At 69.8% G+C, this 25,783-nt stretch carries 20 protein-coding genes; 19 read left to right on the plus strand and 1 reads right to left on the minus strand.

What is annotated here, in order from left to right; genetic code table 11:
- Positions 1-37: 37 nt before the first annotated feature.
- The 11 genes from DQ237_RS06745 to DQ237_RS06795 all read left to right on the plus strand — a co-directional run bounded on the left by DQ237_RS06745 (position 38) and on the right by DQ237_RS06795 (position 17,561).
- The gene (locus DQ237_RS06745; protein ID WP_113798597.1) at positions 38-832 is read left to right on the plus strand and encodes an ABC transporter permease; all 795 of its coding nucleotides are present in this window, start codon (positions 38-40) and stop codon (positions 830-832) included.
- A 7-nt stretch (positions 833-839) separates the two neighbouring features.
- The gene (locus tag DQ237_RS06750; protein ID WP_113798368.1) at positions 840-2,222 is read left to right on the plus strand and encodes an MCE family protein; all 1,383 of its coding nucleotides are present in this window, start codon (positions 840-842) and stop codon (positions 2,220-2,222) included.
- 49 nt (positions 2,223-2,271) lie between these two features.
- Positions 2,272-3,339, plus strand: a complete 1,068-nt coding sequence (locus DQ237_RS06755; RefSeq protein ID WP_113798370.1) for an MCE family protein — start codon at positions 2,272-2,274, stop codon at positions 3,337-3,339.
- Complete coding sequence (locus tag DQ237_RS06760; RefSeq protein ID WP_113798598.1) at positions 3,339-4,367, plus strand: MCE family protein; 1,029 nt, start codon at positions 3,339-3,341, stop codon at positions 4,365-4,367. The genes DQ237_RS06755 and DQ237_RS06760 overlap by 1 nt, the downstream gene beginning before the upstream one ends.
- Positions 4,367-5,602 carry an MCE family protein gene (locus DQ237_RS06765; protein WP_113798372.1) on the plus strand — a complete coding sequence of 412 codons (1,236 nt, stop codon included), beginning with the start codon at positions 4,367-4,369 and terminating at the stop codon, positions 5,600-5,602. Before DQ237_RS06760 ends, DQ237_RS06765 begins: the two co-directional genes overlap by 1 nt.
- A complete protein-coding gene (locus DQ237_RS06770; RefSeq protein ID WP_113798373.1) occupies positions 5,602-6,861 on the plus strand; it encodes an MCE family protein in 1,260 nt (419 codons plus the stop codon). The genes DQ237_RS06765 and DQ237_RS06770 overlap by 1 nt, the downstream gene beginning before the upstream one ends.
- Complete coding sequence (locus DQ237_RS06775; protein ID WP_113798375.1) at positions 6,858-8,126, plus strand: MCE family protein; 1,269 nt, start codon at positions 6,858-6,860, stop codon at positions 8,124-8,126. Before DQ237_RS06770 ends, DQ237_RS06775 begins: the two co-directional genes overlap by 4 nt.
- Positions 8,127-8,206: 80 nt before the next feature.
- Positions 8,207-8,923: a hypothetical protein gene (locus tag DQ237_RS06780; RefSeq protein ID WP_147251754.1), complete on the plus strand. Its 717-nt coding sequence runs from the start codon at positions 8,207-8,209 to the stop codon at positions 8,921-8,923.
- A gap of 7 nt (positions 8,924-8,930) precedes the next feature.
- Positions 8,931-9,680, plus strand: a complete 750-nt coding sequence (locus DQ237_RS06785; RefSeq protein WP_113798379.1) for a hypothetical protein — start codon at positions 8,931-8,933, stop codon at positions 9,678-9,680.
- A 491-nt stretch (positions 9,681-10,171) separates the two neighbouring features.
- Positions 10,172-13,564, plus strand: coding sequence for a DNA-directed RNA polymerase subunit beta (gene rpoB, locus DQ237_RS06790; protein ID WP_113798599.1), 3,393 nt, complete (start codon positions 10,172-10,174; stop codon positions 13,562-13,564).
- Positions 13,565-13,655: 91 nt separating this feature from the next.
- Positions 13,656-17,561, plus strand: a complete 3,906-nt coding sequence (locus tag DQ237_RS06795; protein ID WP_113798381.1) for a DNA-directed RNA polymerase subunit beta' — start codon at positions 13,656-13,658, stop codon at positions 17,559-17,561.
- A gap of 149 nt (positions 17,562-17,710) precedes the next feature.
- Here DQ237_RS06795 and DQ237_RS06800 read toward each other — a convergent pair whose 3' ends face one another.
- Positions 17,711-18,751 carry an LLM class F420-dependent oxidoreductase gene (locus DQ237_RS06800; RefSeq protein ID WP_113798383.1) on the minus strand — a complete coding sequence of 347 codons (1,041 nt, stop codon included), beginning with the start codon at positions 18,749-18,751 and terminating at the stop codon, positions 17,711-17,713.
- A gap of 525 nt (positions 18,752-19,276) precedes the next feature.
- On the opposite strand from DQ237_RS06800, the gene rpsL reads away from it, so the two are divergent.
- The 8 genes from rpsL to rplW all read left to right on the plus strand — a co-directional run bounded on the left by rpsL (position 19,277) and on the right by rplW (position 25,780).
- Complete coding sequence (gene rpsL, locus DQ237_RS06805; protein ID WP_012950487.1) at positions 19,277-19,651, plus strand: 30S ribosomal protein S12; 375 nt, start codon at positions 19,277-19,279, stop codon at positions 19,649-19,651.
- A complete protein-coding gene (gene rpsG, locus DQ237_RS06810; RefSeq protein WP_113798385.1) occupies positions 19,651-20,121 on the plus strand; it encodes a 30S ribosomal protein S7 in 471 nt (156 codons plus the stop codon). The genes rpsL and rpsG overlap by 1 nt, the downstream gene beginning before the upstream one ends.
- Before the next feature lie 86 nt (positions 20,122-20,207).
- Positions 20,208-22,307 (plus strand): elongation factor G, encoded by a 2,100-nt coding sequence (fusA, locus tag DQ237_RS06815; RefSeq protein WP_113798387.1) that lies wholly within the window; start codon positions 20,208-20,210, stop codon positions 22,305-22,307.
- A 92-nt stretch (positions 22,308-22,399) separates the two neighbouring features.
- A complete protein-coding gene (gene tuf / locus DQ237_RS06820) occupies positions 22,400-23,593 on the plus strand; it encodes an elongation factor Tu (protein WP_113798389.1) in 1,194 nt (397 codons plus the stop codon).
- Between the two features lie 131 nt (positions 23,594-23,724).
- Positions 23,725-24,030: a 30S ribosomal protein S10 gene (gene rpsJ / locus DQ237_RS06825; RefSeq protein WP_014377994.1), complete on the plus strand. Its 306-nt coding sequence runs from the start codon at positions 23,725-23,727 to the stop codon at positions 24,028-24,030.
- Positions 24,031-24,045: 15 nt separating this feature from the next.
- Complete coding sequence (gene rplC, locus DQ237_RS06830) at positions 24,046-24,711, plus strand: 50S ribosomal protein L3 (protein ID WP_113798391.1); 666 nt, start codon at positions 24,046-24,048, stop codon at positions 24,709-24,711.
- The gene (rplD, locus tag DQ237_RS06835) at positions 24,708-25,481 is read left to right on the plus strand and encodes a 50S ribosomal protein L4 (protein ID WP_113798393.1); all 774 of its coding nucleotides are present in this window, start codon (positions 24,708-24,710) and stop codon (positions 25,479-25,481) included. The genes rplC and rplD overlap by 4 nt, the downstream gene beginning before the upstream one ends.
- Positions 25,478-25,780 carry a 50S ribosomal protein L23 gene (rplW, locus tag DQ237_RS06840; protein WP_104523787.1) on the plus strand — a complete coding sequence of 101 codons (303 nt, stop codon included), beginning with the start codon at positions 25,478-25,480 and terminating at the stop codon, positions 25,778-25,780. The genes rplD and rplW overlap by 4 nt, the downstream gene beginning before the upstream one ends.
- Positions 25,781-25,783: the final 3 nt, after the last annotated feature.

The raw sequence follows: 25,783 nt of genomic DNA on the forward strand, positions 1-25,783 counted from the left end.
TGCCCGGAAGGTGGCCAACGTCGTCTACCGGCGTCCGATGTCCACGCTCGAGGACCTCGGCGACCAGCTCAGCTTCTACGGGCGGGCCCTCGGCTGGGTGCCGCGCACGCTGCGCCGCTACATGCGGGAGACCTTCCGGCTGCTGGCCGAGGTCACCTTCGGTTCCGGGGCGCTGGCCGTGATCGGCGGCACCGTCGGTGTCATCGCCTTCCTCTCCTTCTTCACCGGCACCGAGGTGGGCCTCCAGGGCTACGCGGCGCTGGACCAGCTCGGCACGTCGGCCTTCACCGGCTTCCTCTCCGCCTACTTCAACACCCGGGAGATCGCCCCGCTGGTGGCCGGGCTGGCGCTGTCGGCGACCGTCGGCTGCGGCTTCACCGCGCAGATCGGCGCCATGCGGATCAACGAGGAGATCGACGCCCTCGAGGTGATGGGCGTGCCGTCCCTGCCGTTCCTGGTGACGACGCGCATCGTGGCCGGCTTCATCGCCGTCATCCCGCTGTACGTCCTGGGCCTGCTCAGCAGCTACTTCGCCACCCGCACCATCACCACGCAGGCGTACGGCCAGTCGGCCGGCACCTACGACCACTACTTCAACCTGTTCCTGCCACCGCAGGACGTGTTCTGGTCGTTCATCAAGGTGCTCGTCTTCGCCGTGGTGATCATCCTCAGCCACTGCTACTACGGCTTCCGGGCCGGCGGAGGCCCGGCCGGTGTCGGCCTCGCCGTCGGCCGGGCCGTGCGCTTCTCGATCGTCGCGGTCATGGTCATCGACCTCTTCCTGTCCCTGGCGATCTGGGGTTCCACGACGACCGTGCGGATCGCGGGGTGAGCGAGCGATGAGCAAGCGGGGGCTGGTCATCCGCCGGCGGCTGCAGGGGGTCGCGTTCCTCGCGACACTGGTCCTGCTGCTGGGCCTCGCCGTGGCGGCCTACCAGAAGGCGTTCACCGACATGGCGGAGGTGACGCTGCGCACCGACTCCGTCGGCAACCAGCTGCAGGAGGCATCCGACGTCAAGGTCCGTGGCGTCATCGTGGGCGAGGTCCGGGCCGTGGACGCCGACGTCGACGGCGCGGAGATCACGCTCGGCATCCGCCCGCAGTACCTCGAGCAGATCCCGGCCGACGTGACCGCCCGGCTGCTGCCCAAGACGCTGTTCGGCGAGCGGTTCGTCTCCCTCGAGCTGCCCGTGAGCCCCAGCTCCGAGCGGCTGGCCGACGGAGACGTCATCGACCAGGACCGGAGCGAGAACGCCATCGAGCTGCAGCGGGTGGTCGACGACCTGCTGCCGCTGCTCCAGGCCGTCGAGCCGCAGGACCTCTCCTACACGCTCGGGGCCGTGGCCGACGCGCTCCGCGGTCGCGGGGACAAGCTGGGGGAGAACCTGGCCGAGGTCGGCGACTACACCGGCCAGATCAACACGGTCCTGCCGCAGCTGCAGGCCGACATTAGCGCCATCGCCGACGTCGCGGACACCTACGACGCCGCCGCCGACGACCTGCTGGGGCTCCTCGACAACCTCGCGATCACCAGCACCACCCTGGTGGACCAGCAGGAGCAGCTCCGGCGCACGTTCAGCGTCGGCACCACGACGGGCAACGTGACCGCCGGCTTCCTCGAGACCAACGAGCGCAACCTCATCACGCTGGCCGACAGCTCGCGGCCGGTCCTCGGAGTGTTCGCCAAGTACTCCCCGGAGTACCCGTGCCTGCTCAACGGTCTGACCCGGTTCAACCCGATGATCAGCGAGGCGTTCGGTGCCGACGGCGACCCGTCGCTGAACCTCAACATCGTCGTCAGCCTGCCGCCGCGGAACCCCTACGTGCCCGGCGACCAGCCGGCCTACCTGGACAAGAGCGGGCCGGACTGCCAGGGCCTCGACGACATCGACGGGATGATCCGGGCCGCGGCCCGGGGCGAGTACTACTGCCCTGCCCCACCCGCTGACGGCGTGGACTCGGTCGACAACCCGGTCTACGGCAACCCGGTCTGCATCGGTGGCCGCAACCCCGACGACGCCCCCGAGGGCGCCGGCGAGCCGAACCCCGGTGCGTCAGCGGGGAACTCGCTGCCGTTCAACCTCGCCGGATCGACGGCGGAGCTGGACTTCGTGCGGAACATCCTCGCGTACCAGACCGGTGAGGACCCGGGGAAGGTGTCCGACCTGGCCGCGTCCACCATGGCGCCGCTGCTGCGCGGCACGCAGGTGGCCCTGCGATGACCGCACGAGGAACGGGGAACGGGATGGACCGCGGAACGGGGGTGACGTCGTGAAGGGTGCGCTGCGCGGGCTGGCCGGCCCGCTCACCAAGCTCGTGGTGTTCGGCCTGGTGACCGTGCTCGCCAGCTACGTCCTGGTCAGCACCATCACGAACGCGGGGTACGGCGAGCAGCTCACCTACCGGGCCGAGTTCAGCGACGTCGCGGGGCTGGTCGAGGGCGACGAGGTGCGCATCGCCGGTGTCCGCGTCGGCCAGGTGAGTGCCATCGGCCTGGGGGAGCGCACCGACCGTCCGATCGCCGAGGTCGAGCTCGAGGTGAGCGCCGACGTGCCGCTGCCGGCCGGTGTCCGGGCCACGATCCGCTACCGGAACCTCGTCGGTCAGCGGTACATCGCACTCGAGGAGGGCGACGGCTCCTCGGGACGCACCCTGGAGGAGGACGACGTGATCCCGCTGGCGCAGACGCGGCCGGCGCTGGACCTCACCACCCTGTTCGGCGGGTTCCAGCCGCTGTTGCAGGCGCTCTCCCCGGCGGACATGAACCGACTGTCGTTCGAGATCATCCAGGTCTTCCAGGGCGAGGGCGGGACCGTGCAGAGCCTGCTCGCCCACGTCGCCTCGCTCAGCAACTCCCTGGCCGACAAGGACGCCGTCATCGGCGACGTCATCGACAACCTGACGAAGGTGCTCGGCACCGTGGCCCAGCGGGACGAGCAGCTGTCCGGCCTCATCGTCAGCCTGCAGCAGTTCGTGACCGGGCTGGCCGGCGACAAGGACGCGATCTTCGACTCGCTGCAGACCATCGACGGCCTCGCGCAGTCGACGGCGGACCTCCTGGTCGACGCCCGGGCGCCACTGGCCGCCGACATCCGGGGGCTCGGCGACCTCTCCAAGAACCTGGCCGACACCGGGGACGTCGTGGAGGACTTCCTCCAGCTGGCTCCCACCAAGATCGACCTGATCACGCGGACCGCCGTGAACGGCAGCTGGTTCAACTTCTTCCTGTGCGGGGCCTCGGGCAACCTGGTCCTCCCCGTGACCGGCGACGACGGCAAGGACACCGAGGTCGAGATCCCGACCGGCGGTCTCCGCAACGGCGAGCAGGGGTGCAGCTGATGGCCCGCTACGCGAAGCCGTTCCGCGACCGCAACCCGGTCGTCATCGGCGCGATCAGCCTCACCGTCATCGCCACGCTGGTGTTCCTGGCCTTCAACGCGCAGTCCCTGCCGCTGATCGGCGGGGGGACGGTCTACCGCGCCCAGTTCTCCGAGGCGGCCGGTCTGCTGCCCGACGACCCGGTCCGGGTCGCCGGGGTCAAGGTGGGCACGGTCGAGAGCCTGTCCCTCGAGGACGGCGCGGTGACCGTCGAGTTCCGCGTCGAGGACGCTTTCGTGGGCGACCGCTCCGAGGCGGCGATCAAGATCGAGACCGTGCTCGGCGCGAAGTACCTCGCGCTCGTGCCCCGCGGTTCCAACGAGCTGGACCCCGACGAGCGGATCCCGCTGTCGCGCACCGCGTCGCCCTACGACGTCGTCGAGGCCTTCGCCGACCTCTCCACCACCGTGGAGGACCTCGACACCGCTCAGCTCGCCAGCTCCTTCGAGGTCCTCGCCGACACCTTCGCCGAGACCCCCGACGAGGTGCGGAGCTCCCTGCAGGGCCTGGCCCGGCTGTCGGACACCATCGCCTCGCGGGACCAGCAGCTCCAGCAGCTGCTGACGGCGACCCGGTCGGTCACCCAGGTGCTGGCCGACCGCAACGGCGAGTTCACCCAGCTCATCCTGGACTCGAACACGCTGCTGACCGAGGTCCAGGAGCGCCGGCAGCTGATCGACTCGATCCTGACCAGCACCCAGGAGCTGTCCACGCAGCTCTCCGGGCTGGTCACCGACAACCGCGAGGCGCTCACGCCTGCGCTGCAGCAGCTCTCGACGGTCACCGACATCCTGTCCCGCAACCGGGACAACCTGTCGGCGACCATCGACAACTTCGCGCCGTTCGTCCGCGTCTTCACCAACACGCTGGGCACCGGCCGCTGGTTCGACAGCTTCGTGGACAACCTGCTGCCGGGCGTCGTGGGCAGCGTCGTGTGCGGCGGGCCCGGCGTGGCCGGGATCCCCGTCTCCTGCCGAGGGGGCAACTGATGAGCGGCTCGCTGCAGCGCGGGGTCGCCCTGGCCGCGGCGCTGGTCCTGGTCGGCGCGCTGGGCTGGACGGTCCTGCGACCGGCCGGCCAGTACCGCGTGACCGCGTTCTTCGACCAGACCGTCGGCCTGTACCCGGGGTCGGACGTGCGGATCCTCGGCATCGACGTCGGTGAGGTCACCGACGTGGTCCCCGAGGGCGACAAGGTCCGCGTCGAGATGGAGATCGAGGACGACTACGACGTGCCCGCCGACGCGGACGCGATCGTCCTCGCGCCGTCCCTGGTCTCCGACCGCTACGTGCAGTTCTCCCCGGTCTACGACGGCGGACCGACGATGAAGGACGGCGCCCGGGTCCCGGTGGAGCGCACCGCGACGCCGGTGGAGCTGGACGCCGTCTACGGCGCGCTGGACGAGCTGTCGGCGGCTCTCGGCCCGAACGGCGCGAACGAGAACGGTGCGCTGTCCGATCTCGTCGACGTCGGCGCGGCCAACCTCGAGGGCACCGGTGAGGACCTCAACCGGACGCTGACGGGGTTCAGCCAGGCGGTCGAGACGCTGGCCGACAACCGCGACGGACTGTTCGACTCGGTGGACAACCTGCAGAAGTTCACCAGCGCGCTGGCCACGATCGACGCCCAGGTCGGTCAGTTCAACACGAACATGGCCGCCGTGGCCGACCTGCTCGAGGGGGAGCGGCAGGACCTCGCCGCGGCCATCCAGCTGCTGTCGCAGGCGCTGGGTCAGGTGGCCGGCTTCGTGCGCGACAACACCGACCTGCTGCGGGCCAACGTCGACAAGCTGGCCGACGTCACGCTCGTGCTGGTGCAGCAGCGCGACGCCCTCGCCGAGATCATGGACGTCGCACCGGCTGCTCTGGGCAACCTCGCCCACGCCTACAACCCGGACTACGGCACGCTCGACACGCGCGACAACTCACTCGGCGCGACGAGCCCCGAGGTGATCGTCTGCCAGATCCTCGGGGCCACCGGGAAGCTGAAGCTGGACCTCGACATCCTCCCGGACGTGCCGGACCTGCAGCTGCCGCCGATCGAGCAGATCTGCACCCGCCTCCTCTCCGGGGACACGAACGCCGACGGATCCCTCGACGACTTCAACGGCAACGGGGTCCCCGACCTGCAGGAGCTGCTCACCGCCCTCTACGGAGGAGGGGCCGCGCCGGGCCGCACCGGCCCCCCGCGGATCGGGCTGCCGAACGTTCCGGGAGCGCAGTGATGAACCGACCGCTCACCCGCGTCGCCGCCCTGGCCGGTGGGGTCCTCCTGCTCGCCGGCTGCGGGTTCCGGGGCGCCTACTCCTTCAGCCTCCCCGGCGGTGCCGACCTCGGGGACGACCCCTACACCGTGGAGGTCGAGTTCCTCGACGTCCTCGACCTGGTCCCGCAGTCCGGGGTGCGGGTGGCCGACGTCCCCGTCGGTCGGGTGAAGAGCATCGACCTCGCCGACGACTGGACGGCCGTGGTGACGCTGGAGGTCAACGGCGACGTCGAGCTGCCCGAGAACGCGGTGGCGAAGATCCAGCAGACCTCGCTGCTGGGTGAGAAGTTCGTCGAGCTCGCGGCGCCGGGCACGGAGGAACCCCGCGGGGAGCTGGGCGACGGTGACCGGATCGGGCTGGACCGGACGAACCGCAACGTCGAGGTCGAGGAACTCCTGGGCGCGCTCTCCCTGGTGCTCAACGGGGGCGGGCTGACCCAGCTGCAGACCATCACCCGTGAGCTCGGTGAGGCCATGGAGGGCCGGGAGTCCGCGCTGCGCGGCACGCTCGAGCAGCTGAACACCCTGGTGGGCGGGCTCGACGAGCAGAAGAACGAGATCAACCGGGCGCTCGACAGCGTCAACGCCCTGGCCGCCAGCCTCGCCGCGCGGACCCAGACCATCCAGACGGCGCTGGACACCATCGGCCCGGGGCTGGACGTGGTGAACCAGCAGCGCGACCTCCTCGTGTCGATGCTGGAGAGCCTGGCCCGGCTGGGCGACGTCGGGACCCGGATCATCAACCAGTCCGGGGCCAACACGGTCGAGGACCTGAAGCTGCTGCAGCCGATCCTCACCCAGCTGGCGGCGGCCGGACCGAACCTGGCCGGGTCGCTGGACCTGCTGCTGACCTATCCGTTCCCGGCCAGCTCGCTGTCGGCGCTGAACTACCGGCAGGACCTGCGCACGGGTGGCTACGGCCTCTTCACCAACATGACGGCGACCCTGGACCTGGACCTCACCGAGGTGCTGTGCCGCTACGCGGTCGACCCCCTCACGGGGGCGCTGGAGGAGGTGCAGCCGCCGGACCTCACCGGGGAGAAGTGCGGGGTCCCCGGCACCCCACCGGGGAACGGGGCGGGCGCCGCCTCCACGGGTGGGTCGTCGGCGCCGCAGAGCTCCGCCCTGGGCGGGCTGCTCCCCGATGACGCGGTCCGCGTGATCCCGGACGGCTCCGGCACCATCGGTCTGCCCGACGTCCTGGGAGGTCAGCGGTGATCACCCGCACCACGAAGCTCCAACTCGCCGCGTTCGCCGTGGTGGCCGTGCTCGGCATGGCCTACCTGGGCTTCAAGTACGTCGGGCTGGACCGGCTGGTCCTCGGCAGCGGGTACGAGGTCGCCGCCGACTTCCGCGACTCCGGAGGGATCTTCGTCAACGCGGAGGTCACCTACCGCGGCGTGGCGGTGGGTCGGGTCAGCGACATGCAGCTGGTGGACGACGGTGTGCGGGTCACCCTCACCATCGACCCGGACACCGCCCCGATCCCCGCGGACACCGCGGCGCTGGTCGCCACGCGCAGCGCGGTGGGAGAGCAGTACGTGATCCTCGAGCCGGACGACGACAAGGGTCCGTACCTGGAGGACGGCTCGGTCATCCCGCAGGACCGCACGTCCATCCCGATCCCGGTCGAGCAGCTGCTGCTCAACGTCGACGAGCTGGCCGGCTCCATCGACCAGGACAACCTGCGCACCGTCGTCGACGAACTGGGCAAGGCCTTCGCCGGGTCCGGGGACGACCTCGGCCGGCTGATCGACAACGGCGACCTGCTGCTCACCCGCGCCCAGGAGTCCCTGCCGCAGACGCTGGACCTCATCACCGACAGCCAGACCGTCCTGCAGACCCAGGTCGACAGCCGCTCGGCGATCCGCCAGTGGGCCGCGGACCTGCGCCTGGTCAGCGACACCCTGGTGCAGAGCGATCCGGATCTGCGCAGCCTGCTCGTCAACGCCCCGGACGCGGGAGAGGCGCTCACCCGGCTGGTGAACGACGCCGGACCGGGGCTCGGGTCGCTGGTGCGGAACGTGGGGATCCTGAACGGCGTGACGATCCCGCGGCTCGACGGGGTCGAGCAGCTGCTGGTCACCTATCCCGACGTGGTCTCCGGCGGGTTCACCGTCGTGCGCAACGACGGCGGCACGATGCGGGCGCACTTCGGCTTCGTGCTGAACTCCGACGAGCCGGCGGCCTGCACCAGCGGGTACGTGTCGACGGGGCAGACGCCGAGCCCCGGGGCCGTCCGGGCCCTCGACGTCGACGGGGTGCGCTGCACCGTGATCAACGGCGCGGACCCGAACCCGGGGGACGACAAGGACGAGTCGGGCTCCAACATCCGCGGCGAGCAGAACATCGGCCGCAGCGGCGGCGTCGGGGGGAGCGGCTCGGCCGGCGGAGGGGCGGCCGGTCCGCCGGCACTCGGGGCCCTGGACGGCCTGCTGGGCTCGCTGCTGCACGCCAGCCCGTTCGCCCGAGCAGCCGGCTGACGCGCAGCGATGACACCGTGGGCCGACGGCGGGACGTCGCACGCCCTCCGCACGACCGGACAGGAGAGGATGCGCGGGTGATGAGTGACGCGCGGGACCGTGCGCTCGACGGCGATGCGGCCGGAACCTCGACCACGCTCGCCGAGGACGACGCGGTGACGACGAGGGAGGATGCCGAGGCCCCGGCCACCGGTTCGACCGTCCGGGGGACGGACGAGGCCCCGGCCGTCGACGAGGAGCCGGGTGCCCCGGCGGAGGACGAGCCCGCCCCGCGCCGGCGAGGCCGCCGTACGGGGAAGGGGAGTGGCGGGGCCGCCCGGGTGTCGCTGCCGCTGGTGCCCGTCCTCGCCGTCCTCCTGGTGCTGCTGCTCGCCGCCGGTGCCTACCTCTGGTTCACCCGTCCCGAGGGGTCGAACCTGCGCACCGACGACTACTCCCAGGCCTGGGCCGCCGCGCGGGCGAACATGGTCGACCTGACCTCCTACGACCACCTGACCCTCGACGACGACATCCGGCAGATCTCGAGGATCACCACCGGTGACCTCACCGAGGAGGCCACCGACCGGCTGGACGAGAGCCGGCAGGAGATCCTCGACACCGAGCGGGTCAGCAGCACCAAGGTGGTGGCCGCCGGCGTGACGCGCGCGGACGACGACGAGGCCACCGTGATGCTGGTCCTCGAGCAGACCCAGAAGGACAACACCAACCCCCAGGCGCAGGTGGCGCAGTACCGCGTCGAGGTCGAGCTGAAGAAGGTCGACGACCGCTGGCTGCTCTCGGCCATCCGGGGAGCGTGAGGACGCGATGACGCAGACACCCGAGGACCGTCCCCGTCCCACCCCGCGGCCCCGCACCGCCGCGGCCCGGCCGAGCCCCCGCCCGCGGGTCGCCGGCAGTCGCCGTGACCGGGAGGACGGCGGGGTCGCCGAGCGGCCGGCGCCGGCCCCTCGTCCCACCGCTGCGCGCCGCGGTGAGCCGACCGCCGGGGCCACGACCGCGGCCGTCGCCGACGGCGCTGCCGCCCCGTCCCGGGCCCGCAAGGTCCCGGCCCTCGTGCTGGTGCTGGCCACGCTGTGCCTCCTGGCGGCGGCGGGCACCGGGGTCCTGCTCTGGCAGCGCCTGGACCCGCGGTACGTCGACGGGTCGGTGCTCGCCGCCGCGGGGGAGGGGGTGCAGGCCCTCTACGCCTACGACTACAAGGACTCCGACGGGAGCATCCGGCGCAAGCTCGACGTCCTGACCGGCGACCTCAAGGAGCAGTACAAGGGCGAGCTCTCCCAGGGCGGCATCATCGACACGTACGAGCAGGTGTCCGCCACGACCAAGTTCGACCTCGTCGACGTCGGCCTCCAGGAGATCAACCCGGCTCAGGACGACGCGACCGTGGTGGTCTTCGGCGCCTACGTCGTGAAGTCGGTGAACTCCGGCACGCAGCCGGCGCCGGAGAGCTCCGGCTGCCAGGTGACGCCCGACGGCGCGCAGTCGTGCGTGCAGACCGTCCGGGTGCACCTGGTCCGGGTCGACGGCGACTGGAAGATCGACGAGCTGACGTAGCGGGTCCGGCGTCGCGTCTCCTCCGGCGTGGCGATCCCCGTCGGGGGCCCCGGCTGTCATCATGGGTCCGGCGCACACCCCGCCGGCCCCGTCGCGGGGCGGCGCGTCCTGCGGATGTGGCACCGGTCGCACCGGCCCCCCCGACGTGGACAGCGCTCCTGACCAGGGGTAGGGTCTCCTGTTGCGCTGCCCTCTGACTGCCTGCCCGCCGAGACGGGTCACGTCGGGTGCCCGGGAACGTTCCGGGCGTCGCCCACGCTGACCGGTCCAGCGGGCGTTCGCGGCCGTCGCGGACAGCCTCGCCATCACCGACGACGACCCAGGACGACCCCGCAGCCCACCGCCCGCACGTCGTGAGGTCCTTGGAAGGACGCATCTTGGCAGGCTCTCGCCCCACCAGCATCACCCCCGGCACCACCGAGTCCGGCACCACCAGGACCACCCCGGTCCCGCAGAGCGGCCCCCGCAGCGGCGAGGCCGATCAGCAGAAGATCCCCGGCGCGCCGCTGCGCGTCTCGTTCGCCAAGATCTCCGAGCCCCTCGAGGTCCCGGATCTGCTCGCCCTGCAGACCGCCTCGTTCGACTGGCTGGTCGGCAGCCCCGAGTGGCGCGCCACCCTCTCGCCCGAGGAGCAGGAGACCGCCGTCGGCGGCCTCGCCGAGATCCTTGAGGAGATCTCCCCGATCGAGGACTTCAGCGGCTCGATGTCGCTGTCCTTCTCCAACCCGCGCTTCGAGGACGTCAAGGCGTCCCTCGAGGAGTGCAAGGACAAGGACATGACCTACGCGGCGCCGCTGTTCGTCACCGCCGAGTTCATGAACAACACCACCGGCGAGATCAAGTCGCAGACGGTGTTCATGGGCGACTTCCCGATCATGACGAACAAGGGCACCTTCGTCATCAACGGGACCGAGCGCGTCGTGGTCTCGCAGCTGGTCCGGTCGCCGGGCGTCTACTTCGACAAGACCCTGGACAAGACGTCGGACAAGGACGTCTTCTCCGCCAAGGTCATCCCCAGCCGCGGTGCATGGCTCGAGTTCGACGTCGACAAGCGCGACACCGTCGGCGTCCGCATCGACCGCAAGCGCCGCCAGCCGGTGACCGTGCTCCTCAAGGCCCTGGGCTGGACCGAGGACCGGATCCGCGAGCACTTCCAGTGGTCCCCGACCGTCCTGGCCACCCTGGAGAAGGACCACATCGCCGGGCAGGACGAGGCCCTGCTCGACATCTACCGCAAGCTTCGGCCGGGCGAGCCGCCGACGCGTGAGTCGGCGCAGGCGCTGCTGGAGAACCTCTTCTTCAACGCCAAGCGCTACGACCTGGCCAAGGTCGGCCGCTACAAGGTCAACAAGAAGCTCGGTGTCGACGTCCCGCAGAGCACCTCCACGCTCACCGAGGACGACATCGTCGCCACCATCGAGTACGTCGTGCGCCTCCACGCCGGCGAGCCCGACCACGGCGTCGACGACATCGACCACTTCGGCAACCGCCGCCTGCGCACCGTCGGCGAGCTGATCCAGAACCAGATCCGGGTCGGCCTCTCCCGCATGGAGCGCGTGGTCCGCGAGCGGATGACGACCCAGGACGTCGAGGCGATCACGCCGCAGACCCTGATCAACATCCGGCCGGTCGTCGCCTCCATCAAGGAGTTCTTCGGCACCAGCCAGCTGTCCCAGTTCATGGACCAGACCAACCCCCTCGCGGGCCTGACCCACAAGCGCCGCCTGTCGGCGCTGGGTCCCGGTGGTCTGTCCCGCGAGCGGGCCGGCATGGAGGTCCGTGACGTCCACCCGAGCCACTACGGCCGCATGTGCCCGATCGAGACGCCGGAAGGCCCGAACATCGGTCTGATCGGCTCGCTGTCCTCGTTCGGCCGGGTGAACGCCTTCGGCTTCATCGAGACGCCGTACCGGCGGGTCGAGAACGGCAAGGTCACCGACACGATCGACTACCTGACCGCCGACGAGGAGGACCGCTTCGTCGTCGCGCAGGCCAACAGCCCGCTCGACGCCGAGGGTCGTCTCGCCGAGGAGCGCGTCCTGGTCCGCACCAAGGGCGGTGAGGTCGACTACCTCGCCCCCGAGAACGTGGACTACATGGACGTCTCGCCGCGGCAGATGACCTCGGTCGCGACGGCGATGATCCCGTTCCTCGAGCACGACGACGCCAACCGCGCGCTCATGGGCGCCAACATGCAGCGCCAGGCCGTGCCGCTGCTCCGCTCGGAGGCCCCGCTCGTGGGCACCGGCATGGAGCTGCGTGCCGCGGTCGACGCCGGTGACGTGGTCGTGGCCGAGAAGGCCGGCGTCGTCGAGGACTCGACCGCCGACTACGTGACCGTCATGGCCGACGACGGCACCCGGCAGACCTACCGGCTGCTGAAGTTCCGCCGCTCGAACCAGGGCACCTCGATCAACCAGACGCCCGTGGTCCACGAGGGCCAGCGGGTCGAGGTCGGTCAGGTCATCGCCGACGGCCCCTGCACCGACCAGGGCGAGATGGCGCTGGGCAAGAACCTGCTCGTCGCCTTCATGCCGTGGGAGGGCCACAACTACGAGGACGCGATCATCCTGTCGCAGCGCCTCGTGCAGGACGACGTCCTGTCCTCGATCCACATCGAGGAGTTCGAGGTCGACGCCCGCGACACCAAGCTCGGTGCCGAGGAGATCACCCGGGACATCCCGAACGTCTCCGAGGACGTGCTGGCCGACCTCGACGAGCGCGGCATCATCCGCATCGGTGCCGAGGTCGTCCCGGGCGACATCCTCGTCGGCAAGGTGACACCGAAGGGCGAGACCGAGCTGACCCCCGAGGAGCGCCTGCTCCGCGCGATCTTCGGCGAGAAGGCGCGCGAGGTGCGCGACACGTCGCTGAAGGTCAAGCACGGTGAGTCCGGCAAGGTCATCGGCGTCCGCGTGTTCTCGCGCGAGGACGGCGACGAGCTGCCCGCCGGCGTCAACGAGCTGATCCGGGTCTACGTCGCCCAGATGCGCAAGATCTCCGACGGCGACAAGCTCGCCGGGCGCCACGGCAACAAGGGCGTCATCTCGAAGATCCTGCCGCAGGAGGACATGCCGTTCCTCGAGGACGGCACCCCGGTGGACATCGTCCTCAACCCGCTCGGCGTGCCCGGCCGCATGAACGTCGGCCAGGTCCTGGAGATGCACCTCGGGTGGATCGCCAAGCAGGGCTGGGAGGTCAACGGCGACCCGGACTGGGCGAAGAACCTGCCCGAGGCCGCCAAGGCCGCCGCCCCTGGGACCCGCACCGCGACCCCGGTGTTCGACGGCGCCAAGGAGGACGAGCTCATCGGCCTCCTCGGCTCGACGATCCCGAACCGCGACGGCAACCGGATGGTCAAGGAGACGGGCAAGGCGCGGCTGTTCGACGGCCGTTCCGGTGAGCCCTTCCCCGAGCCCATCGCCGTGGGCTACGTCTACATCCTGAAGCTGCTGCACCTGGTCGACGACAAGATCCACGCCCGTTCGACCGGCCCGTACTCGATGATCACGCAGCAGCCGCTGGGTGGTAAGGCGCAGTTCGGTGGTCAGCGCTTCGGCGAGATGGAGTGCTGGGCGATGCAGGCCTACGGCGCGGCCTACGCGCTGCAGGAGCTGCTCACCATCAAGTCCGACGACATCCTCGGCCGGGTCAAGGTCTACGAGGCCATCGTCAAGGGCGAGAACATCCCCGAGCCGGGTATCCCGGAGTCGTTCAAGGTGCTGCTCAAGGAGCTGCAGTCGCTCTGCCTCAACGTGGAGGTGCTGTCCGGCGACGGGCAGGCGATCGAGCTGCGCGACACCGACGACGAGGTCTTCCGGGCCGCGGAGGAGCTGGGCATCGACCTGTCCCGCCGCGAGCCGTCCTCGGTCGAAGACGTGTGATCGGCCGCCGGCCGGCCCGCCCGGGCCGGCCGGCGCGCCCCCACCCACAGTCATAGAAGCGAAGAACTAGCCCCGGAAAGGGGTCACCACCTTGCTCGACGTCAACTTCTTCGACGAGCTCCGCATCGGTCTGGCCACTGGCGACGACATCCGTCAGTGGAGCCACGGTGAGGTGAAGAAGCCCGAGACCATCAACTACCGGACCCTGCGTCCGGAGAAGGACGGTCTCTTCTGCGAGAAGATCTTCGGTCCCACCCGGGACTGGGAGTGCTACTGCGGTAAGTACAAGCGGGTCCGCTTCAAGGGCATCATCTGCGAGCGTTGCGGCGTCGAGGTCACTCGCGCCAAGGTCCGCCGCGAGCGGATGGGCCACATCGAGCTGGCCGCTCCGGTCACGCACATCTGGTTCTTCAAGGGTGTGCCGTCCCGGCTGGGCTACCTGCTCGACCTGGCACCCAAGGACCTCGAGAAGATCATCTACTTCGCGGCCTACATGATCACCTCGGTCGACGACGAGGCGCGCCACCGCGACCTCCCGACCATCGAGGCCGAGATCAGCGCCGAGAAGTCGAACCTCGAGGGTCAGCGCGACGCCAACGTGGAGGCCCGCCAGCAGAAGCTGGAGGCCGACCTGGCCGAGCTCGAGGCCGAGGGCGCCAAGTCCGACGTGCGCCGCAAGGTGCGCGAGGGCGGCGAGCGCGAGATGCGCCAGCTGCGCGACCGCTCGCAGCGGGAGATCGACCGCCTCGACGAGGTGATGGACACCTTCCGCAAGCTCGAGGTCAAGCAGCTCATCGCCGACGAGTCGCTCTACCGCGAGCTGCGCGACCGCTTCGGTGAGTACTTCGAGGGCGGCATGGGTGCCGCGGCGCTGCAGAAGCTGCTCGCCAACTTCGACCTCGACGCCGAGGCCGTCTCGCTGCGCGAGGCCATCCGCAGCGGCAAGGGCCAGCGCAAGCTGCGTGCCCTCAAGCGGCTGAAGGTCGTCGCGGCGTTCCAGCAGACCCGCAACTCGCCCATGGGCATGGTGCTGGACTGCGTCCCGGTCATCCCGCCGGACCTGCGCCCGATGGTGCAGCTCGACGGTGGCCGCTTCGCGACCAGCGACATGAACGACCTGTACCGCCGCGTGATCAACCGGAACAACCGGCTGAAGCGTCTGCTCGACCTCGGCGCGCCCGAGATCATCGTGAACAACGAGAAGCGGATGCTCCAGGAGTCCGTGGACGCGCTGTTCGACAACGGCCGCCGCGGCCGTCCGGTCACCGGCCCGGGCAACCGTCCCCTGAAGTCCCTGAGCGACCTGCTCAAGGGCAAGCAGGGCCGGTTCCGCCAGAACCTGCTCGGCAAGCGCGTCGACTACTCCGGCCGTTCGGTCATCGTCGTCGGCCCGCAGCTGAAGCTGCACCAGTGCGGTCTGCCCAAGCAGATGGCGCTGGAGCTGTTCAAGCCCTTCGTCATGAAGCGGCTGGTCGACCTCAACCACGCGCAGAACATCAAGTCCGCCAAGCGGATGGTCGAGCGCGCCCGCCCCGTCGTCTGGGACGTGCTGGAAGAGGTCATCACCGAGCACCCGGTCCTGCTGAACCGTGCGCCGACGCTGCACCGCCTGGGCATCCAGGCCTTCGAGCCGCAGCTGGTCGAGGGCAAGGCCATCCAGATCCACCCGCTCGTCTGCACCGCGTTCAACGCGGACTTCGACGGTGACCAGATGGCGGTGCACCTGCCGCTGTCGGCCGAGGCGCAGGCCGAGGCGCGGATCCTGATGCTGTCCAGCAACAACATCCTGTCGCCGGCCGACGGTCGCCCGATCACCGCGCCGACCCAGGACATGGTGCTGGGTCTGTACCACCTGACGACCCTGGTGCCCTCGCGGCACGAGGCCGACGGCGGCCAGCCGGCGGCCTACGCCTCGACGGCGGAGGCCCTCATGGCCTTCGACATGGGCGCCCTGGGCCTGCAGGAGCGTGCGCTGATCCGCCTCGACGAGGTGTTCGGCGTCGACAACGGCAAGGTCAACGAGGCCTGGACGCAGCCCGAGGACTGGACCCCGGGTCAGGCGGCCGTCGTCGAGACGAGCCTGGGCCGGGTGCTGTTCAACGAGGCGCTGCCCGAGGACTACCGCTTCGTCAACTACCAGGTGCCGAAGAAGGAGCTCGGGGCGATCGTCAACGACCTCGCCGAGCGCTACCCCAAGGTGCAGGTCGCGGCGACGCTGGACGCCCTCAAGTCGGCCGGCTTCCGCTGGGCGACCCGCTCGGGTGTCACGATCGCGATCGACGACGTCGTCACGCCGCCGGTCAAGCGGGACATCCTGGACCGGCACGAGGCCGAGGCCGCCAAGATCGAGAAGCAGTACGAGCGCGGCGTCATCACCGACGCGGAGCGCCGTGGCGAGCTGATCGAGATCTGGACCCGCGCGCGGGCCGAGGTCTCCCAGGCGATGGTGGACAACTTCCCGACCACCAACCCCGTCTGGGTCATGGTCAACTCGGGCGCCCGAGGCAACATGATGCAGATCAGCCAGATCGCCGGTATGCGCGGTCTGGTCGCCAACCCGAAGGGCGAGATCATCCCGCGGCCGATCAAGGCCAACTTCCGGGAGGGTCTGTCCGTGCTGGAGTACTTCATCTCCACCCACGGTGCCCGCAAGGGTCTGGCCGACACCGCGCTCCGTACCGCCGACTCCGGGTACCTCACCCGTCGTCTGGTGGACGTCTCGCAGGACGTCATCATCCGCGAGGAGGACTGCGGCACCGACCGCGGCGTGATCATGCCGATCGGCACCGTCGTCGACGGTGTGGTGACGCGTGACGCGCACGTCGAGACCAGCGTCTACGCCCGCGCCCTGGCTGCCGACGTGGTGGCCGAGGACGGGACGGTCATCGCCCCGGCGAACGCCGACCTGGGCGACGTCCTGATCCAGACGCTGATCGACGCCGGTGTCGCGGAGGTCAAGGTCCGCTGCGTCCTGACCTGCGAGTCGCTGCTCGGCACCTGCGCCACCTGCTACGGCCGGTCCCTGGCGACCGGCAAGCTCGTGGACGTCGGCGAGGCGGTCGGCATCATCGCCGCCCAGTCGATCGGTGAGCCCGGCACCCAGCTGACGATGCGCACCTTCCACACCGGTGGTGTCGCGGGTGAGGACATCACCCACGGTCTGCCGCGTGTGGTGGAGCTCTTCGAGGCCCGCGTCCCCAAGGGCAAGGCCCCGATCGCCGAGCTGGCCGGCACGGTCCGGATCGAGGACGGCGAGCAGTTCCGCAAGCTCACCATCACCCCGGACGACGGCTCCGACGAGGTCGTCTACGACAAGCTGTCGCGCCGGTCGCGGCTGCGTGTCGAGGACGGTGCCCACGTCGAGGTGGGCGAGCAGCTCACCGAGGGTGCTGTGGACCCGCACGAGGTGCTGCGGATCATGGGCCCCCGCGAGGTGCAGCTGCACCTGGTCCGCGAGGTCCAGGAGGTCTACCGGAGCCAGGGTGTGTCGATCCACGACAAGCACATCGAGGTGATCATCCGGCAGATGCTGAAGCGGGTGACCATCATCGACTCGGGCGCGACCGAGTTCCTCCCCGGTGCGCTGGTCGAGCGGACGCTGTTCGAGACCGAGAACCGCCGCGTCGTCGCCGAGGGCGGCGAGCCGGCCTCGGCCCGTCCGGTGCTGATGGGCATCACGAAGGCCTCGCTCGCGACCGAGTCGTGGCTGTCGGCCGCCTCCTTCCAGGAGACGACCAAGGTGCTCACCGACGCGGCGATCCAGGGCAAGAGCGACAGCCTGCTCGGCCTCAAGGAGAACGTGATCATCGGAAAGCTGATCCCGGCGGGTACGGGCATCAGCCGCTACCGGAACATCACGGTCGAGCCGACCGAGGAGGCGCGTGCCGCCGTCTACACCATGGCCGGTTACGACGACGGGCAGTACTACAGCCCGGACGTCTTCGGTCAGGGCTCCGGCGAGGCCGTGCGCCTCGAGGAGTACGACTGGCGGTGCTGAGCGCCTAGCTGAGTGACGAAAGGGCCCCCGAGTCTCCGGACTCGGGGGCCCTTTCGCGTCGGGCCGCCCTGTTGATCAGGGTCCCTGATCGTTCTGGGTCCTCCCTCGTGGTCGACCGCGAGGGAGGACCCAGAACGGTGAGGTGGGACCTATCCGGCGAGGCGCTTCATCGTCTCGACGGTCGTGAGCCGGGCCTCGCGGCTGCCGTCGAGGGGCTGGAGCATCAGCGTGGTGACGCCGGCCTCGGCGAACGCGGCGATCCGCTCGGCGACGTAGCCCTCGGGGCCGATGAGCGAGGACGCCCGGACCAGGTCGAGGGGGACGGCCGCCGCAGCCTCGTCCTTCTTGCCGTCGAGGTAAAGGTCCTGGATGGTCTTCGCCTCGGCCTCGTAGCCGTAACGGACCGCGAGGTCGTTGTAGAAGTTCTTGCCCCGCGCACCCATGCCGCCGATGTAGAGGGCCAGCGCCGGGCGGACGAACTCCAGCAGCCCCTCGACGTCGTCGCCGATGGCGACCGGGACCCCGGTGACGACCTGGAGCTCCCCGAGCGCCGGGTCGCGCTTCGCCCTGCCGGCGGCGAGGGAGTCGCCCCAGACCGAGGCAGCCTTCTCCGGGTAGAAGAAGATCGGCTCCCACGCCTCGGCGATCTCGGCGGCAAGCTCGACGTTCTTGGGGCCGAGCGCAGCCAGCATGACCGGCACCCGGTCGCGGACGGGGGTGTTGATGAGCTTCAGCGGCTTGCCGAGCCCCGTGCCCTGGTCCGCGGGCAGCGGGATCGTGTACTTCTTGCCCTGGTGGTCCAGGCGCTCCCGGCGCCACACCTGACGGCAGATCTCCACGACCTCGCGCGTGCGCTGCAGCGGGGCGTCGTAGGGGACACCGTGCCAGCCCTCGATCACCTGGGGGCCCGAGGCGCCCAGGCCGAGCGTGAAGCGACCGCCGGAGACGAAGTCCAGGCCGGCCGCCGTCATGGCCGTCAGCGCGGGCGTGCGGCTGTAGATGGGGAAGATGGCGCTCAGCAGCTCGACCCGCTCGGTCACCGCGGCCAGGTAGCCGAGCTGGCTCACCGCGTCGAACGTGTAGACCTCGGCGACCGCTGCGACGTCGAGGCCGGCCGCCTCGAGGTCGCGGATCTCCGCCGCCGTCTCCTGGAAGCCCCCGCTGTAGCTGGCCTGGATGCCGATGCGCACGTGCACTCCTCATGGTCCCGGCACCACCGTTGGTGCCGTCCCGCACGCTATCGGGCGGCGACCCGCGGGGAGCCGGGGAGCTGTCGCCGGGGCACCGGCAGCGGTACGGTGCGACGGCGCAGGAGGTCGTGCAGTCGACCTGTCGACGGGTGTGAGGCACCCGGCTTTGACCGGCCCTGAGGGCACGGGTATCGTGGTCAGCCGTGCCCAGGGTGCCCTGGGCCTGCTCCCGTTCGCGGTGCGCCTGGGTGACCAGAGGCTGATGCCTCCGGACCGCCGAGGACCAGCCGCCGGGCCGCGTCCGACGCGGTGCCCGGAGGCTGGCGGCGCCGAGTCGCGAGGGGCAACCGAGTTCGGTCCTCCGCGGGCCGGTCCCGGGAAGGGCGACACGCCCGACCGCGTGGACCGGTGGTGGAACATGGCAGGAGTCGGGAAGGTTCCCCACCGGGATCCGGCACCCAGCACCACGAAGCAGCGAATACCAGAGAGCACCACCCCAGCGCAGGTAGGAGATCCAGGCCACCCATGCCCACGATCAACCAGCTGGTCCGCAAGGGCCGCGAGGACAAGGTCGAGAAGACCAAGACTCCGGCGTTGAAGGGTTCGCCCCAGCGCCGCGGAGTCTGCACGCGCGTGTACACGACCACGCCGAAGAAGCCGAACTCGGCGCTGCGCAAGGTCGCTCGCGTCCGCCTCACCAGTGGCATCGAGGTGACCGCCTACATCCCGGGCGTCGGCCACAACCTGCAGGAGCACTCGATGGTGCTCGTGCGCGGTGGTCGTGTGAAGGACCTCCCGGGCGTGCGCTACAAGATCATCCGCGGCTCGCTGGACACCCAGGGTGTCCGCAACCGCAAGCAGGCTCGCAGCCGCTACGGCGCGAAGAAGGAGAAGAGCTAATGCCGCGCAAGGGCCCCGCGCCGCGCCGCCCGCTCGTCGCCGACCCGGTGTACCAGTCGCCGCTGGTGACCCAGCTGGTGAACAAGGTGCTCGTCGACGGCAAGCGCTCGGTCGCCGAGGCGATCGTCTACGGCGCCCTCGAGGGGTGCCGCGCCAAGAACGACACCGACCCGGTCGTCACGCTCAAGCGCGCGCTGGACAACGTGAAGCCGGCCCTCGAGGTCCGGAGCCGCCGCGTCGGTGGCGCCACCTACCAGGTCCCGGTCGAGGTGCGCGCCTCCCGCAGCACCACGTTGGGCCTGCGCTGGCTGATCCAGTACAGCCGGGCTCGTCGCGAGAAGACGATGACCGAGCGCCTGATGAACGAGCTGCTCGACGCGAGCAACGGTCTGGGTGCCGCCGTGAAGCGGCGCGAGGACACGCACAAGATGGCCGAGTCGAACAAGGCCTTCGCGCACTACCGCTGGTGACATCCGTCCATCAGCGCCCGCGGCCGGCGGGCACTCCGGGACAACCCCGGAACCCGTACGCGGACCAGGACAAAGAGGGGTAAGGAATGGCCGACTCACAGGCCCAGCTCGCCAAGACCCGGAACATCGGGATCATGGCGCACATCGACGCCGGCAAGACCACCACGACCGAGCGCATCCTCTTCTACACCGGTATCACGTACAAGATCGGTGAGGTCCACGACGGCGCGGCCACCATGGACTGGATGGAGCAGGAGCAGGAGCGCGGCATCACCATCACGTCCGCCGCGACGAAGTGCTCCTGGAACGGCTACGACATCAACATCATCGACACCCCCGGGCACGTCGACTTCACCGTCGAGGTGGAGCGGTCCCTCCGGGTGCTCGACGGTGCGGTCGCCGTCTACGACGGTGTCGCCGGCGTCGAGCCGCAGACCGAGCAGGTCTGGCGGCAGGCCGAGAAGTACGGCGTCCCGCGCATGTGCTTCGTCAACAAGCTCGACCGCACCGGTGCCAACTTCTTCCGCTGCGTCGACATGATGGTGGAGCGCCTGGGTGCCAACCCGGCCGTCCTCCAGCTGCCGATCGGTGCCGAGGCCGACTTCATCGGCGTCGTGGACCTCGTCCAGATGCGTGCCCTCACCTGGCGCGGCGAGACCAAGATGGGTGAGGACTACGCGGTCGAGGAGATCCCGGCCGAGCTCGCCGACCAGGCCGCCGAGTACCGCGAGAAGCTGCTCGAGACCGTCGCCGAGACCGACGACGAGCTCATGGAGGCCTACCTCGGTGGCGAGGAGATCTCCGTCGAGCGCCTGAAGGCCGCGATCCGCAAGGCGACCATCTCCGCGCAGATCAACCCGGTCCTCACCGGCACCGCGTTCAAGAACAAGGGCGTGCAGCCCCTGCTCGACGCCGTCACGGACTACCTGCCCAGCCCGCTGGACATCGAGGCCATCGTCGGCACCGCGCTCGACGGCGAGACCGAGGTCCTGCGGCACGCGGACGAGAACGAGCCGTTCTCCGCGCTGGCCTTCAAGATCCAGACCGACCAGCACCTGGGCAAGCTGACCTACGTCCGCGTGTACTCGGGCAAGCTCTCCTCCGGGTCCCCGGTGCTCAACAGCACCAAGGACCGCAAGGAGCGGATCGGCAAGATCTACCAGATGCACGCCAACAAGCGCGAGGAGCGCGAGGGCGTGGGTGCCGGCCAGATCGTCGCCGTCGTCGGCCTCAAGCAGACGACCACGGGTGACACCCTCTGCGACCCGCAGAACCCGGTGATCCTCGAGTCGATGACCTTCCCGGCCCCGGTCATCTCGGTCGCCATCGAGCCCAAGACCAAGGGTGACCAGGAGAAGCTCGGTACCGCGATCCAGAAGCTCGCCGAGGAGGACCCGACGTTCCAGGTCCGCCTGGACGAGGAGACCGGCCAGACGGTCATCTCCGGCATGGGCGAGCTCCACCTGGAGATCCTGGTGGACCGCATGCGCCGCGAGTTCAAGGTCGAGGCCAACGTCGGCAAGCCGCAGGTCGCCTACCGCGAGACCATCCGCAAGGCGGTCGAGAAGGTCGACTACACCCACAAGAAGCAGACGGGTGGCTCCGGCCAGTTCGCCAAGGTGCAGGTCAGCATCGAGCCCCTCGAGGTCTCCGGCGACGGGCCGACCTACGAGTTCGTCAACGCCGTCACCGGTGGTCGCATCCCGAAGGAGTACATCCCCTCGGTCGACGCGGGCATGCAGGACGCCATGCAGTACGGCATCCTCGCCGGCTACCCGATGGTGGGCGTCAAGGCGACCCTCATCGACGGCCAGTACCACGAGGTCGACTCCTCGGAGATGGCCTTCAAGATCGCCGGCTCGATGGTCTTCAAGGAGGCCGCACGCAAGGCCAGCCCGGCCCTGCTCGAGCCGATGATGGCCGTCGAGGTCGTCACGCCCGAGGACTACATGGGCGACGTCATCGGCGACCTGAACTCCCGCCGCGGGACCATCCAGGCGATGGAGGAGCGCTCCGGCGCCCGCGTCGTCCGGGCCCTGGTGCCGCTGTCGGAGATGTTCGGCTACGTGGGCGACCTGCGCAGCCGCACCCAGGGACGGGCGAGCTACACCATGGTGTTCGACTCGTACGCCGAGGTCCCGGCCAACGTCGCCAAGGAGATCATCGCCAAGGCGACCGGCGAGTAATCCGGAATGCGGGCCCGCCGGCCCGCGCTCCTGCGAGCACCACCCCACCCCAGAGCACGCACCACCTGCGTAACCACGAGGAGAGGAACCCAGTGGCCAAGGCCAAGTTCGAGCGGACCAAGCCGCACGTCAACATCGGCACCATCGGGCACATCGACCACGGGAAGACGACGCTGACCGCGGCGATCACCAAGGTCCTGCACGACAAGTACCCGGACCTCAACGAGGCGTCCGCCTTCGACTCGATCGACAAGGCGCCCGAGGAGAAGGCCCGTGGCATCACGATCTCGATCGCTCACGTCGAGTACCAGACCGAGTCGCGCCACTACGCGCACGTCGACTGCCCGGGTCACGCCGACTACATCAAGAACATGATCACCGGTGCGGCGCAGATGGACGGCGCCATCCTGGTGGTCGCCGCCACCGACGGCCCGATGCCGCAGACCAAGGAGCACGTGCTCCTGGCCCGCCAGGTCGGCGTCCCCTACATCGTCGTGGCGCTCAACAAGGCCGACATGGTCGACGACGAGGAGATCCTCGAGCTCGTCGAGCTGGAGGTCCGTGAGCTCCTCAGCGAGTACGAGTTCCCGGGCGACGACGTCCCCGTGGTCCGCGTCTCCGCGCTGAAGGCCCTCGAGGGCGACGCCGAGTGGGGCGACAAGCTCATGGAGCTGATGAACGCCGTCGACACCGCGATCCCGGAGCCGGAGCGCGAGATCGACAAGCCGTTCCTCATGCCCGTCGAGGACGTCTTCACCATCACCGGTCGTGGCACGGTCGTCACCGGTCGCGTCGAGCGTGGCATCGTCAAGGTCTCCGAGGAGATCGAGATCGTCGGTATCCGCGAGGGTTCGACGAAGACGACCGTCACCGGCGTCGAGATGTTCCGCAAGCTGCTCGACCAGGGTCAGGCCGGTGACAACGTCGGTCTGCTGCTGCGCGGCATCAAGCGCGAGGACGTGGAGCGCGGCCAGGTCGTCGTGAAGCCTGGCTCGATCACCCCGCACACGAACTTCGAGGGTTCGGTCTACATCCTCTCGAAGGACGAGGGTGGCCGTCACACGCCGTTCTTCAACAACTACCGTCCCCAGTTCTACTTCCGGACGACGGACGTCACCGGCGTGGTCACGCTGCCCTCGGGCACCGAGATGGTCATGCCCGGCGACAACACCGAGATGACGGTGGAGCTCATCCAGCCCATCGCCATGGAGGAGGGCCTGCGGTTCGCCATCCGTGAGGGTGGCCGTACCGTCGGCGCCGGCCGCGTCACCAAGATCATCAAGTAACACCCCCTGACGGGGCGGCGGCCGCACAGCCGGCCGCCGCCCCCTCTCGGGACCGGGTCCAGCGACCCGGACCCAGGGTCAGCAGACCCACTCGAACTTTCACAACCGATCGGCAGGAGCAGAAGACAGCGATGGCGGGACAGAAGATCCGCATCCGGCTGAAGGCCTATGACCACGAGGCGATCGACGCCTCGGCGCGGCGCATCGTGGAGACGGTCACCAAGACCGGAGCGCGTGTGGTCGGCCCGGTGCCTCTGCCGACGGAGAAGAACGTGTACGCGGTGATCCGCTCGCCGCACAAGTACAAGGACTCGTTCGAGCACTTCGAGATGCGCACGCACAAGCGGCTCATCGACATCCTCGACCCGACGCCGAAGACGGTGGACGCGCTCATGCGCATCGACCTGCCGGCCTCGGTCGACGTCAACATCCAGTAAGGGCAGTCAGCAGACATGGCGAGCACATTTCGTGGTCTCCTCGGCGAGAAGCTGGGGATGACCCAGGTTTTCGACGAGAACAACCGCCTCGTGCCGGTGACCGTCGTCAAGGCGGGTCCGTGTGTGGTGACCCAGGTGCGCACCCCCGAGGTCGACGGCTACTCGGCCGTCCAGCTCGGGTTCGGTGAGATCGACCCGCGCAAGGTGAACAAGCCCGAGGGTGGGCACTTCACCAAGGCGGGCGTGACGCCGCGGCGCCACCTGGTGGAGCTGCGCACCAAGGACGCCGGCACCTACACGGTCGGCCAGGAGCTGACCGCCGACGTGTTCGACGGCGTGGCCAAGGTCGACGTCATCGGCACCAGCAAGGGCAAGGGCACCGCCGGTGTCATGAAGCGCCACGGCTTCAAGGGCCTGGGCGCCGGGCACGGCACCCACCGCAAGCACCGCGCGCCGGGCTCCATCGGTGGCGCGTCCACCCCGGGTCGCGTGTTCAAGGGCCTGCGCATGGCCGGTCGCATGGGTGCGGTCAAGACGACCACCCTTTCGCTGCACGTCCACAAGGTGGACGCCGAGCGCGGCCTCCTGCTGATCAAGGGCGCCATCCCCGGCCCGAAGGGCGGCCTCGTGCTCGTCCGTTCGGCCGTCAAGGGCGGTCCCGTGGGGAGTGACAACAAGTGACCTCAACCGAGTCGCGCACCGACCGCCAGGTCGACGTCCGCACCCCGGCGGGGGAGACCTCCGGCAGCGTCACGCTGCCCGGTGAGCTCTTCGACGCCAACGCGAACGTCTCCCTGATGCACCAGGTGGTCGTGGCCCAGCTGGCCGCCGCCCGTCAGGGCACGCACGCGACCAAGACGCGTGGCCAGGTCAGCGGTGGTGGCGCCAAGCCGTACCGCCAGAAGGGCACCGGCCGTGCTCGCCAGGGCTCGACCCGCGCGCCGCAGTTCGCCGGCGGTGGCGTGGTCCACGGCCCGCAGCCGCGGAACTACGAGCAGAAGACCCCGAAGAAGATGAAGGCCGCCGCCCTGCGCGGTGCCCTCTCGGACCGGGCCCGCGAGGGCCGGGTGCACGTGGTCTCCGCGTTCGTCGACGGCGACGCCCCGAAGACCAAGGCAGCGCTCGCCACGCTGAACGCCGTCACCCAGGCCAAGCGCGTGCTGATCGTGCTCGACCGCGACGACGTCCTGAACTGGGTCAGCCTGCGCAACGTGCCCGAGGTCCACCTCATCGAGGCCGGCCAGCTGAACACCTACGACGTGCTGGTGTCCGACGAGGTCATCTTCACCGAGGCCGCGCTGGCCGAGTTCGTGGCGGGCCCGGTCAAGGGCAAGCGCTCCGGCTCCGACCTGCCCGACGTCTCGACCCACGAGATCTCCGGCGGCGTCCCGTCCATCGCTCCCGCCGCCGGCGAGGGCACCGTCGAAGAGACCACCGAGGAGAAGGCATGAGCGTCCGCGACCCCCGGGACGTCCTGCTCGCCCCGGTCATCTCCGAGAAGAGCTACGGCCTGATCGACGGCAACCAGTACACGTTCATCGTGCGCCCGGATGCCAACAAGACGCAGATCAAGATCGCGGTCGAGCAGATCTTCAACGTGAAGGTCCTCGGCGTGAACACGATCAACCGCCAGGGCAAGCGCAAGCGCAGCCGGGGCGCACAGATGGGCAAGCGCAAGGACACCAAGCGCGCCATCGTGTCGCTGGCCGCGGGCGACCGCATCGAGATCTTCGGGGGCCCGGGCGCCTGACGC

It is taken from the genome of Blastococcus sp. TF02-8 (assembly GCF_003319175.1).
Classification (GTDB): Bacteria; Actinomycetota; Actinomycetes; order Mycobacteriales; family Geodermatophilaceae; genus Blastococcus.